At 45.0% G+C, this 13,383-nt stretch carries 8 protein-coding genes and 1 pseudogene; 6 read left to right on the forward strand and 3 right to left on the reverse strand.

From position 1 onward, the window contains the following. Positions 1–131: 131 nt before the first annotated feature. The 3 genes and pseudogenes from K4A83_RS02560 to K4A83_RS02565 form a co-directional block, all read right to left on the reverse strand. Complete coding sequence (locus K4A83_RS02560; protein ID WP_265262822.1) at positions 132–968, reverse strand: GGDEF domain-containing protein; 837 nt, start codon at positions 966–968, stop codon at positions 132–134. A gap of 289 nt (positions 969–1,257) precedes the next feature. Further along, positions 1,258–1,507 (reverse strand): annotated as a pseudogene (locus K4A83_RS22965) (hypothetical protein); the annotation flags it as partial. A gap of 211 nt (positions 1,508–1,718) precedes the next feature. Continuing rightward, the gene (locus K4A83_RS02565; RefSeq protein WP_321160990.1) at positions 1,719–2,711 is read right to left on the reverse strand and encodes a ribose-phosphate pyrophosphokinase; all 993 of its coding nucleotides are present in this window, start codon (positions 2,709–2,711) and stop codon (positions 1,719–1,721) included. A 150-nt stretch (positions 2,712–2,861) separates the two neighbouring features. Here K4A83_RS02565 and K4A83_RS02570 point away from each other — a divergent pair, with 150 nt between their 5' ends. The 6 genes from K4A83_RS02570 to K4A83_RS02595 all read left to right on the forward strand — a co-directional run bounded on the left by K4A83_RS02570 (position 2,862) and on the right by K4A83_RS02595 (position 13,378). Then, positions 2,862–4,730: a serine/threonine-protein kinase gene (locus K4A83_RS02570; RefSeq protein WP_265262823.1), complete on the forward strand. Its 1,869-nt coding sequence runs from the start codon at positions 2,862–2,864 to the stop codon at positions 4,728–4,730. Between the two features lie 247 nt (positions 4,731–4,977). Then, positions 4,978–6,318, forward strand: a complete 1,341-nt coding sequence (locus K4A83_RS02575; RefSeq protein ID WP_265262858.1) for an ANIS5 family metal-binding protein — start codon at positions 4,978–4,980, stop codon at positions 6,316–6,318. A gap of 6 nt (positions 6,319–6,324) precedes the next feature. Next, entirely contained in the window at positions 6,325–7,701 is a 1,377-nt protein-coding gene (locus K4A83_RS02580) for a helix-hairpin-helix domain-containing protein (protein WP_265262824.1), read from the forward strand. A gap of 212 nt (positions 7,702–7,913) precedes the next feature. Next, positions 7,914–10,490 carry an adenylate/guanylate cyclase domain-containing protein gene (locus K4A83_RS02585; protein ID WP_265262825.1) on the forward strand — a complete coding sequence of 859 codons (2,577 nt, stop codon included), beginning with the start codon at positions 7,914–7,916 and terminating at the stop codon, positions 10,488–10,490. A 106-nt stretch (positions 10,491–10,596) separates the two neighbouring features. Then, on the forward strand, positions 10,597–12,081 hold the full coding sequence (locus K4A83_RS02590) for a tellurite resistance TerB C-terminal domain-containing protein (protein WP_265262826.1): 1,485 nt from the start codon (positions 10,597–10,599) through the stop codon (positions 12,079–12,081). Continuing rightward, entirely contained in the window at positions 12,065–13,378 is a 1,314-nt protein-coding gene (locus K4A83_RS02595) for an ATP-binding protein (RefSeq protein ID WP_265262827.1), read from the forward strand. Before K4A83_RS02590 ends, K4A83_RS02595 begins: the two co-directional genes overlap by 17 nt. The last annotated feature ends 5 nt before the right edge of the window (positions 13,379–13,383 follow it).

The raw sequence follows: 13,383 nt of genomic DNA on the forward strand, positions 1-13,383 counted from the left end.
AGGCTATATTTTGGCAATCTTCCTAATGCTAATGAGTCGTGCAGAGAGCGATATGTTTTTAACTTGTTATTGCCTCAAATTTCAGTCGATTTATAGAATTTGCTCTGATCCTCAGTACCCCAACAGGAATGTTAACTAGAACTCTCTGAGTCAAGAGTTGCCACAATTGTACAATTTCGTCCGGCTGCTTTGGCTTGATATAATGCCGTATCGGCGGCAATTACTAATTCATCTACTGTTGTTCCGTGTTTAGGAAAACAAGCTACTCCAAAGGAAATGCTAATTTGGCTTAAATTTTGTTCCCCATAAGATAAACTCAACTTATAAATACCTTCCCGGAGAGACTCAGCAATTCTCACCGTATCCGTTAAAGATGCCCCCGGTAACAGTAACAGAATTTCCTCCCCTCCATAGCGATAAACACTGTCTACATCTCGGACATTTTTTTGGAGAAACTCACAGACTTCTTTTAACACAACATCCCCGGCTTTGTGACCAAATTCTGTGTTAAAGGTGCGAAAAAAGTCGATATCGCCTAAAACCACGCCAACGGATTGTTTCCAGTGGCGCGCTCCCTGCAAAATATTCTCAAAATTCTGGTCTAAATAGCGCCGATTAAACAAACCCGTTAAAGGATCTCGAATACTCTCATTATGGAGTAATTGTTCCACTAAGTCCCCGTGTTCTGTGGTGGTTTCCAGCAAAATTTGTAAATCCGAAATATCTCGCGCCACCATCCCGATTAAAAATTGCAAAGCCCGCATGGTTTTCATGCGTTGACCAACTTCTTCTTGTAAACGTTCATTAGTGGCGTGTAACTCTGCTTCGATAAAGTCAGCATGGCTGGTGACATTTTCTAGCAACATTTTTAAATCGGCGTTTTCTTGTTCTAGAACTATCACCTGCGCACGGAGTCTTTCGAGTTCAAGCTCTAACCTTGCTTGAGAAGGGGGGTTAGTGGTCATCATCACTTCCGGGGCCATGAGCAAAAAGCAAACTCTAGAGGGTCATTAAATCAATGATAACCTGATTTTTCGGGGGAGTCTTGTCTGTGTGAGCAGGAACACTGAGTTGGAAGTCTGTTGACACTTTTTAAGGTGATATGTAGCGTGGGGGAGAGTGAAAAGATGGTGCGTCAGGATTGGAGTTATTTTTGTTTAACCTAAGTTATTCTTTCCGACGCACCCTTTACCGTTACTGTTTACTGTTGACACTCCCATCACTAAAAGCGAGGGATTCTTGGTTCAACGAGTTTCCTTAACTTGGCAGGACGTATCCAACCAAGCCAGAGGGAATCTCTCCCCAAGCGTGAGTTCCGGTATGCCCTACCGTACTTAGTCCCCTTTTCAAAATGTTAATAGCGGCGTTGGTATCTCTTAACATTTAAGTCTTCGTAGGCGATAAAATCGTTAGATTTAATGACGCGCAATGCCTCTCTCTGGACAAAGCCTTTACGTTGTCTACTTACTCTTAAATGTTTTAAGGCCTATCTCTTCCTAGCTTTTTTGGATAGGATAGCCTTTTTTGCCCTTCACACCTTGTTTATCGACCTCAAACAACTAGATGGATACTAACATATACAGCACAAATTGTCATGCTAAGAGTGATCCCTGAGCCTTAGCTAAAGAGTCGTGCTTCGCTGTTTCTATACGGGTCGGGTTTCATCCCGTCGGTAAAACCGAGGGTCTTCACCCGACATTGCAGATAAAAACAGACACTTAACGGAACATACTGCTTACGGAACTGTCTTCGTGAATTCGCCAAATGGTTTCGCCAATTAAGTTGGCTACAGATAACACCGTTAACTGTTGAAAACGATTTTCTGGCAAGACGGGGATGGTATTGGTGACAATAACTTCCTCTAAGACTCCACTGGAGAGCCGTTCAATAGCTGGGGGAGAAAAGACGGCATGGGTGGCACAGGCGTAAACTTGCCGCGCTCCAACTTCTCTTAAGAGTTTTGCCCCTTCACAAATGGTTCCGGCTGTGTCAATCATGTCATCGACGAGGACGGCGGTTTTCCCTTTTACGTCTCCGATGACGTTTAACACTTCGGCGACGTTGTGGGCTTGACGACGTTTGTCAATGATGGCTAAGGGGGCATCGTTGAGCTTTTTGGCGAAGGAACGAGCGCGAGCGACTCCCCCAACGTCGGGGGAGACGACGACTAAATCCGGGAGTTGTTTACTGGCGAGATAGCTAAGTAGAACTGGTGAACCATAAACATGATCAAAGGGAATGTCAAAGTAGCCTTGAATTTGGGCGGAGTGTAAATCCATGCCGACAATGCGATTGGCTCCAGCTTGGGTCATCAAGTTGGCCACGAGTTTGGCGGTGATGGATTCCCGTCCGGCGGTTTTCCGGTCGGCTCTGGCGTAGCAGTAGTAAGGGATGACGGCGGTGACTTGTCGGGCGGAGGCGCGGCGACAAGCGTCAATGATGATCAATAGTTCCATGAGATGATCATTGACCGGGTAGGAGCAGGGCTGAATGATGTAAACGTCACAGCCTCGGATAGATTCTTGGATTTGAATGTAGAGTTCCCCGTCAGCAAAGCGTTTTCGGATCATGGGTCCGAGTTCTAACCCGAGGTAGCGGGCGATTTCTTGGGCTAGGGGGATGTTGGACGAACCGGAAAATAACCGGAGGCGGTTATTATCGGATAGGGGGGTCAGCATTTGCTGAAGATTGATCGTTGCAGTACGGCTCACGGCAGACTCTTGAACCTCATTTCAGGGCAATCTTATCATCTCGATAAGATGGATTAGATAGTTACTAAGGATTATGTAATGTCCTAGGCGGACGGACTATTTTCTATTCTAAATGAAAAAGCGATTGTACTCTCTGCGGTTTATTTTGTTATGCAGTCTCCTCTTGAAGCTCAAACGGTTCTCAATCAAAGGTATCGGGTCTTACGGGTCTTAGGTCAAGGCGGTTTCGGTCGCACTTATCTGGCGCAGGATGAGGGTCGATTTAATGAATTGTGTGCGATTAAGGAGCTATTTCCTAATCAAAGTGATCCCGATGCGATCGCCAAATCTAAAGAATTGTTCCAACGGGAAGCCAGTACCCTGTATAAAATCCAGCACCATCAGATCCCCCGCTTTCAGGCGACGTTTGGGGAAAATGGACGCTTGTTTATTGTCCAGGACTATGTGGAGGGGAAAACCCTTCAGGAGTTGTGGGAGGAGCGACGACGGGAGGGGAAACGGTTTGAGGAGGAGGAAGTCCGGCGACTGGTGGAGCAGTTGTTACCTGTTTTGGGCTATTTACATGGCCAGGGGATTATTCACCGGGATTTGTCGCCGGGGAATGTGATTTTACGAGAGCGCGATCGCCTTCCGGTGTTGATTGATTTTGGGGTGGTGAAGGAGTTGGCTAGTCGTATTCGTTCGGCTGATGGTCAAACGGCCTTAACGACGGTGGGAAAGGTCGGTTACGCGCCCCCAGAACAGATCCAAACGGGTCAAGTTTATCCCAACAGCGACCTGTATGGGTTAGCCGTGACGGCGGTAGTGTTGTTGACGGGGAAACCGCCCAATGAGTTGTTTGATGGGGTGAATTTGCGCTGGCAATGGCAACGGGAGGTTGAAGTGAGTCAGCCCTTAGCTCGGGTGTTCAATCGGATGTTAAGTTATCGGCCCGGCGATCGCTTTTCTTCCGTGGAGGCCGTGCAAAGTGCCTTAGCAGAAGCACCACAGCCTCCACCAACCGGGAGCGCGCCCACGATGGCCCCGGTGTCCCAAGTGGCGACTATTGCCGTGGGGGGGGCGCCCTCTCGTCCCACTCCTCCCCCTCCCGCTCGCCCAGATCCGGTTATTCCCCAGCCTCAAACCGACTCCCCCTTCAGCAGTTCCACCGCCATTGTGGGGTTAACGGTGTTAATTGGTGCGATCGCAGGATTGACCACTTGGGGCATTGTCATGGTATTCAATCGTCCCACTCCTCCCCCTCCCCCAGTCACAGAAAGCCCTTCCCCCAGCCCCAGTCCCGAACCTGAACCCTCCCCAGAAACCATCGAGCAAGCCGTTCAATTACGGGCCGGCGAGGTTTTCTCCGAACGGGGACAACTGGCAGACTATATGACCTTAAATTACCGTTTACGGGGAGAAAATAACCAACGCCTAACCGCCTTTGTCGAAAGTAACGGCGTGTGGTTTAGCGTTTTGAATCCTCAAGGAGAACTGATAGCCCCCAACGCTCGACGGGTGCAAAGTTGGCAGGGGTCCCTTCCCACCACGGGGGACTATATTGTTCAATTAAGTCCCATTCCAGGAGCGACAGAACGGAATTATCGGGTGGAAATCCGTTTAGAGGCCGCCCCTGCCCCCTCCCCTTCCCCTTCTCCCTCACCCTCACCTTCCCCCTCACCCTCACCTTCCCCCTCCCCTTCTCCCTCCCCAGAAGAACCCACCTATGACAGCCAAACCTTAGAAATTCCCCCCACCTCGGAGGGAGTTCCCATTGCGGTGCGAGGTGAAACCAGTCCCACCACCATTAAGCGGTATTTAGTGGAAGTGGAGGCCAACCAGGTGTTAAAAGTGGAAGTCATGCGCGGAGGGGTGACATTGCAGATTCGCCGTCCTGATGGTCGTATTATTCCCGATGCGGAGGGGATTCTCTCTTGGGAAGGGCAAGTTCCTACGGGGGGATTGTACCAAGTTGATGTCATAGCCTCAGAGTCGGCGAATTTCTTGCTGAATGTGGGGGTGCAAGAGATCCCAGAATAGAAAAAACCGGGTTTTGGGGATAATTCGGGCAAAAAACGAGCCAATCTTGACCATTTCACGCGCTCTGACCTGTTGTCAAGGGGGGTGTGGGGGCTTAACGGATCAGTCATCGTGCCATGGTGAGGGAAAGTAAGTAATCCTACTCCCTGGGCGTGAATCCCCCCCATCTCCCCATCGACTTATGTTATAAGGGGAATATGGGTTAGTTCAGACCTTCGTGATAGGAAGCAATTCCCTCTATTTTGTGATGACTCCTAATGCAACAACTTTAATGAAAACCGTCGAACAACTGGGCTACCGAGTCACAGTCGGCGATGTTGCGGCCAAAGCAGGATTAAATGTTAATTTAGCTCAACAAGGTTTATTAGTTTTAGCCTCTGATGCCGGAGCCAATTTACAAGTTTCCGAGTCCGGTGAAATTGCCTATGTTTTTCCGAAAAACTTTCGGGCAATTTTGCGCAATAAGGACTGGAAACTGAGATGGCAAGAGACTTTAAGCAAAATTTGGCAGTTCTTATTTTATCTCATTCGCATCTCCTTTGGAATTTTATTAATTATTTCTATTGTTTTAATTGTTACGGCAATTATTGTTATTTTAATCGCATTAAATAGCAAAGAAAATGGCGGATCAAGAAATTCTCGCTCGTCGAGTTATGGGGGATTAAGGTTTATCTTTGTTCCCCGATTTTGGTACGTTTCGGATGTATTCTGGCTCTTGAATCCCCGAGCTAACTATAGCACTGGTCAACAAAAAAGATACAGACAAAGACAATTAGCTAGGTCTAGTCAACAGCAAGAGATGGGTTTTCTAGAGTCGGTATTCTCATTTTTGTTCGGAGAAGGTGATCCTAATTATGATTTAGAGGAACGACGCTGGCAGCAAATTGGGGCAGTTATTCAACGCAATAAGGGCGCGGTCATTGCTGAACAAATTACGCCCTATTTTGAAGGACTGGATCGGGTGGTATTAGAGGATGAAAGCTATATGCTGCCAGTTTTAGCCCGTTTCAATGGCTATCCTGAAGTGTCGGAAGAAGGGGAGTTAATTTATTATTTTCCTGAGTTACAAGTTACGGCGAAAAAATCCAATATCAGCAAACCGGATAAGTATTTACAGGAAAAACCTTGGCGTTTTAGTAGTGCTACTCGGGAGCAACTCAATTTAGCTGGAGGTCTAGGCTTTGTTAATATTTTGGGTGGATTGGTCTTAATGTTTCTGCTTTATGAAAATCCTGCCTTAGTGGCTGAGATTGGCTTTTTGGCTTGGATTAATTCCATTTCTTGGCTACTCTTGGGCTATGGGGCGTTATTTTTGTTAATCCCTGTTGTGCGGTATTTTTGGATTCAGCGTAAAAATCAGGTGATCAATCAACGGAATAATGAGCGATCGCAATATTTTAAAATCCTCAAAAATGCGAATCAAAAAATCAAGCAGAAACTGGTTCAGGCTAGACAGTTTGCCAGTCAGCACATTCTGAGTGAGCAAGATTTAGCCTATACAACAGAAACGGATCTGTTAGACCAGAATTTGCAGCAGGTGGATAAAATTGACGAAGAATGGCGGAGACGACTAGAGGGAGAGAGTTAGGGTGTTATGGTGAAAATTATTAAGAGAACGTCTTTAGGAGTTCAACCTGTTTATGATATTGGGGTAAGTCGAGATCATAATTTCTTGTTGGAGAATGGGTTAGTTGCGTCGAATTGTTTCAACAAGTCTCACTCAACCGCTTATGCTTATGTCACCTATCAGACAGCTTATTTAAAGGCAAATTATCCCGTTGAATATATGACGGCCTTGTTGACGGGAAATAGTAGTAATACCGATAAGGTAAAGAACTATATTGACACCTGCCAAAAGATGGGTATTAAGGTTGAACCGCCCGATATTAACCGTTCTCTGTTTGATTTTACACCGGACGGTCAAAATATTTTATTTGGCTTATCGGCGGTGAAGAATTTGGGGGAAAATGCCATTGATGTGATTCTGAAGGCACGGGAGGAAGCCGGGGGAATTTTTAAATCCATGGCGGATTTTTGTGCGCGGGTGGATTTAAGAGTGGTGAATCGTCGGACGTTGGAAACGCTGATTAAGTGCGGGGCATTTGATAAGATTAATGCCAATCGCAATCAGTTGTTACAGTATTTAGATGCGGTGATTGCTTGGGCGCAAAATCGCGCTAAAGAACGGGATAGTGGACAGATGAATATTTTTGAGTGGGGGGTGACTCGCCAAAATGAGAATAAGGGGAATCGGGATGAAATTAAGTTTGATTCTGCGCCGAATTTGCCCAATGTGGTGGATTTTTCCCCGCCAGAAAAACTGAATCAGGAGAAGGAATTATTAGGGTTTTATGTGTCAGAACATCCCTTAGATTCGCTGAAAGTGGCGCGTCAGATTTTCGCTCCGGTGAACTTGGCGGAGTTGGGGAATTATAACAGGAAAACTAAGTTAAGTGCGATCGCCATGGTGAACAGCGTTAAGACAATCACCACCAAAACCGGAGATCCCATGTCCTTTGTCCAACTCGAAGATTTAAGCGGTATAGCGGAAGGGGTGGTGTTTTCCAGTGTCTTTGAGCGCGTTAAGGACTATCTCCAAACCGATGCACGTTTGATTATTTGGGGAAAACCCCAGCCAAAACAGGACAAAATGCAACTGGTAGTAGAGGATATGGAATGGGTAGATACAGTGCAGATGGTGCGGGTAGATTTGACAACGGAACAAGGGATAAATACAAAAGAACTAGATAATCTCCGGGGCATTTTAACCCAACATTCCGGGGAGCAGGACAAGGCAAAAATCCCTGTGATTGCCTCCTTGGGGAAAGGTTCTCAACGGCGCTTAATCCGTTTCGGGCGGGAGTTTTGGGTACAAGATCAAAATGTGGCTAAAATGGCCTTAAATCAGGCGGGTTTTCGGGCAGATACGGAGTTTTTGCTCCCCACTGGTGGGAACAAGACAACTTCTTGAGGAGGGGAGGGAAACACCCCGTAAAACCAGTAACTAGAATCACAACCGATCGACTCTAATCCTGCTACGCTATAAGTCAGACCTGCATCTACTGCTGTTAGACGGGGATTTCCCCTCGTTGCCATTGAGCCTTGTTGCTTTAAAGCCATCTGAACCTGATGTTATAGCCCACTTAAACGCCGATCCCTGCGTTTATTTTACACGCTGATCCTATGCCCCTATCGAATACTGGGAGCATTTTAGCTTCTCTCACCCAGTTTACTCAATTAAATCGCACTACCGTCTTGACGGATCGCGTCAAGAATCTTTCGATTGCTGAATTTATCTGTTTATTAGATTTTATTACGGCGGAATTTCAGCAGTTTCTGCGTGCCATTGACATGATTAATAACGAAGCTCTAGAAACGATGCTAGAGCAAGTTATGGACGCATTTACGCTGAAAATTGGGCAAATTTTACAAGCCGATCGGACGATTATTTTTCTATTAGATAGTACGAAAGGGCAACTCTGGGGCAAAATTAATCAACAAGGGGACAGTGAAGCGAAAGATATTCGCTTACCTTTGAATGTAGGAATTGCGGGTTATGTGGCAGCAACCGGGGAATTATTAAATATTCAAGACACGAAAGATCATCCTCTGTTTAATATAGATATTGATGGCATTCCCAATTATCCTATTCAAAATGTGTTATGTATGCCCATTTTAAGCAGCACTCAACAAGTTGTTGCAGTAGTGGAGTTATTAAACAAATCGGGAGAAGTGCCTTTTGATGCAGAAGATGAGGAAAGATTTCGAGATTTTGCGTCATCCATTGGCATTATTCTAGAAACTTGTCAATCCTTTTATATGGCGGCTCGTAATCAACGGGGTGCGGCGGCTTTATTGCGGGCAACATCAAGTTTAGGACAAAGTTTAGATTTAGAAGCAACCTTAAAATCGGTGATGGAACAAGCGCGGCGCTTAATGAAAGCCGATCGCAGTACGCTATTTATGTTAAGCCGAGAAAAAGGCGAATTGTGGAGTAAAATTGCTAAGGCAGATGGCAAAACTATGATGGAGATTCGTCTCCCTGCCAATCGTGGAATTGCGGGCTATGTGGCAACAACGGGGAAAACGGTTAATATTGCCGATGCTTATAAAGATAGTCGTTTTGACCCTTCAACGGATAAAAGAACGGGGTATCGTACCCAAAGTATTTTATGTATGCCTGTGTTTAATTCCAGTGGGGAATTAATTGCGGTGACTCAGTTAATTAATAAGGAAAATGGGGGAAGTTTTAGCAGTTCAGATGAAGAGTTTATGCAGGCATTCAATATTCAGGCAGGGATTGCGTTAGAGAATGCTAAGTTATTTGAAACGGTTTTAACGGAAAAGCAATATCAGAAGGATATTTTAGAAAGTTTATCGGATGCGGTGATTTCAACGGATTTTATGGGTCGCATTTTTACAATTAATGATGCGGCTTTGGAATTATTAGGCTGTCCAGAAGAACAAATTCGTGATCCAAAAATTCGGCAGTTATGGGAATATAAGTTATTAGGTCGCCATGTTTGGGATGTGCTACCTGTGGATAATATTCATTTCCGCTTGCAGGATAGTTTAGCGACGGGTGCAAGGCATTATGTACCGGAACAAACTCTTAAAGTGGGGATTGCTCATAAACGGCCAGGAGATACGTCAATTTTACCTTGTATTTTAGCGATTCCGAGTCCTGACAATCCGAAGGTTTATATTCCTTGGAATGAAACTCCTTGTCCGCGAGAACAGTTATTAGATGAAGAGCAAGATGAAATTGTTCCTATTGAGCGCAGTGTGAATTTAACGGTGAATCCTTTAACCAATCCCGAGGGAGAAGTTCGGGGGGGATTGGTGGTTTTAGAGGATATTAGTAATGAAAAACGAATTAAATCGACACTGTACCGTTATATGACTCCCAGTGTGGCTGAACAAGTTATTGCTTTGGGGGAACAGTCAATGATGGTGGGGGAACGAAAGGATGTGTCGATTTTGTTTTCTGATATTCGTGGCTATACGACTATGACGGAAAATGTGGAAGCGACGGAGGTGGTGGCTTTATTAAATCAGTATTTTGAAACGATGGTGGAGGCGGTTTTTAATTATCAAGGGACGTTAGATAAGTTTATTGGGGATGCTTTGATGGCGGTTTTTGGCGCACCGCTACCGTTGGCGGAAAATCATGCTTGGTTAGCGGTACAATCGGCGTTAGATATGCGTCATCGTTTGGCAGAGTTTAATCAAAAATGTGTGTTTGAAAATCAACCTCAGATTCGTTTTGGCATTGGGATTAGTTCGGGGGAAGTGGTTTCGGGAAATATTGGCTCGAATAAGCGAATGGATTATACGGTGATTGGGGATGCGGTTAATTTAAGTTCTCGTTTGGAGAGTCTGACGAAGGAATATGCCTGTGATATTATTATTAGCGAGTATACTTATGATTCCTGTGGGGGGGCGGCGCGTTTATTAACCCGAGAATTAGATAAAACGCGGGTTAAGGGGAAAAGTAGAGCGGTGCGAATTTATGAGTTAATTGGCTTAAAACCTGCTTATCTTGACCCTCAAACGGAGCATTTTTTAAATATTTATCATCAGGGACGAGAAGCTTATTTAGCACGGGATTTTCAAAGGGCGTTAAGATTATTTACTGAAGCGGCAAGTTTACGACCTCAAGATCATCCGACGGAGATTCATATTCAGCGTTGTCAGTTATATTTAAAAACACCTCCCCCAGAGAGTTGGGATGGGATTCATATTATGACAACTAAGTAGTGAATCTAAGTCGTGAAGCTAAGTCGTGAATTGGGTCGGTGTAGTGGCACAATGAAGAGGTGAACCTTTCTGGGGGAATTTTTCCGTTTTCTGGAATTCCAGTACAATGCCATCTAGAAACAATAAGCTGGTCAATCAGGTCATTTTAGGGTCCATTGCTTTCTCTCTCAGCTTTGGACTGGGACTCTTGCTGAGTCGGGAGTTTAAGCAGGGGGTGTTAACGGGGATTGCAGCACTGCCGGGGAGTTATGGCTGTGCGATCGCACTTTATCGCCAACGGGTACAACAGGACAAGAAATTTAAACAAGGTCTACACCATCAAATCCAGTTGCTGCGACAACAACGGGAGTCTTGTCATCAAGAAATGGCGATCGCACTCAATCAACAACAAAACCTAGAATCTAATCTCCATGCCTTATACAGCGAACGAGAACAGATTTTAATGCGCGTGGCTGAACTTCATCAATACCGGAAAGAGTTGTATCAGTCCCTCCCCACTCCAGAGCAAAAAACCTTGCAGGGAACAAGTCCTTGGCAGTCCCCCCAACTTCAAGCAGCCCCCGATCATCCCGTAGAATTTAAGCGGGGAGGAGTAGCACATAGGATTTTAGTCCAGAAAAGCGAAGACCGCTTAGAACAGCTACAAAGTGAATATGATCAGTTACAAAAGCAGATTTTAGCCCAACAAAATAAGCGGGAGCAACTGATTCCTGAGTTAACTCAACTCAGTCGGCAAAAATATAAACTGAGTCAAGACCTGCAAAACTTACAGGATGAAGTGAAAGACCTGCAAAACTTTCAGGAAAAATTAAGTCAATCCCTAGCAGAATTAGAACTACAACGTGAATATAATGATGAGCAGCTTTTTCACAAAGAAGCAAGACGAGAAGGACTAGAGTTAGAAATAGAAAATCTAGAGAAAATTTTGCTAGAAAAACAGGAAACTTGGCAAAATATTGAGCCTAAAATGCTACAATTGGAAAGTTTACAGGCAGAGGTAGTCAAACTTGAGAACAATAAATCTAGTTTAACCACCGAACTCCATCAGTTAGCGGAAGATAAGCGCCGTTTAAGCTTAGAACTGAATCAGTTAGAACAAAATAAATCTACCTTGACCACTGAACTCCATCAGTTAGCGGAAGATAAGCACAGTCTAAGCTCAGAACTGAGTCAGTTAGGGCAAGAAAAGCAGAGTTTAAGTGCAGAACTTGCCCAGTTAGAAGACCAACTCACAACCCCCATTCTAACGACTTCCAACCCAACAAAACCCAATTCTTTTCCCGAAGAATGGCTTGACTTTTTACACAATTTATGCTTACCAGAACAGCAAACCTTAAAGGCGATTTTAGACGAGGATGAAGACCACTTAAAACAACTAGCGGATCAGATGACAACCATGCCCGAAGTATTAATTGATGCTCTGAATGAAAAAGCCTTAAATACCATCGGCGACACCTTCTTAATCCGCCAAACATTAACCCTTCTACCCACCATTGATCCAGAATATCTACCCCTGTTTAGCCAACCCATCACCCTGCAATTGCAAGACCTTTTGACCCTGATCCATTCAACCCATGCAGAAAATTCCTAAACGAGTCTCCACTGCCTTAATCAACGCTTTAGCGGCCGGAGTAGTCCCCCGGATTGGGTTAGAACATATTGCCGTCGGTCGAGAATTGGAAATTAGTGCGATCGCCCAAGACCTAGAAAACATCAGCGAAGGGGGGGCAGGTTTTCGCTTCGTCGTTGGGCGCTACGGAGCCGGGAAAAGCTTTATGCTGCAACTGATCCGCCACCTCGCCATGGAACAAGGATTTGTCGTAGCCGATGCCGATCTCTCCCCAGAATTGCGTTTAGCAGGCAGTAAAAACCAAGCCGTAGCCACCTATCGGGAATTAATGAAAAACATCGCCACCCGCACCTCTCCCAAAGGGGGGGCTATTTCCCTAATCCTCGAAAAATGGACCAGTGGCATCCTCTCCCAAGTTGCCCAAACTACCGGAAAACGACCCGGAGAGGAAGGATTTGATGATCAAGTAGAACTAAAAATCCGGGAAGTCGTAGATCATCTAGAAGGATTAGTACATGGCTTTGATTTTGCCAACGTTATTATTGCCTATTGGCGGGGCTATCGGGAAGATAATCAAGATAAACAAGACAGTGCTTTAAAGTGGTTACGAGGGGAATTTAGCAGCAAAACCGAAGCCAGAACCGCCTTAGATGTGCGGGTGATTATTGACGATGAAACTTGGTATGATTACCTAAAACTTTGGGCTAAATTTGCTTCAGATATCGGCTATAAAGGCTTAATAATCCTGTTAGATGAAGCCATTCATCTCTATAAAATCTCTCATAGCCGTTCTCGGCAAGGGAACTATGATCGACTCTTGGCCATGTTTAATGACACCATGCAGGGGAAAGCGGAATATTTAGGCGTAATTGTCGGCGGAACTCCCCAACTCATAGAAGATAAACGACGGGGGTTATATAGTGATGAGGCATGGCGAACCCGTTTAGCTAAAAGTCGCTTTCACCAAGACGGTTTACAAGACTATTCTGGTCCAGTGATAGAACTAGAACCCCTCACCTCTGAACAACTCTCCCAACTCTTGCAACGCTTGATAGAAGTTCATGCCCAACATTTTAAATATCAAAGCCCATTAAGCACAGCCGAAATTGAAGATTTTAAACAAGAAGTGACCAATCGCTTAGGAGCAGATAAGCTTTTTACCCCTCGTGAATTAGTCCGCGATTTTATGAGTTTATTAAATATTTTACAACAAAATCCTCAAGTCAATTTTAGGGACTTTATTCACAGTCCAGAATTTAAACTAGAAGCGGTAGAAATGAATCATCATTCTGACGAATTTGCAGAATTTACGTTGTAAGGAAG

This window comes from Spirulina subsalsa FACHB-351, assembly GCF_026130165.1.
Lineage (GTDB): Bacteria > Cyanobacteriota > Cyanobacteriia > Cyanobacteriales > Spirulinaceae > Spirulina_A > Spirulina_A subsalsa_A.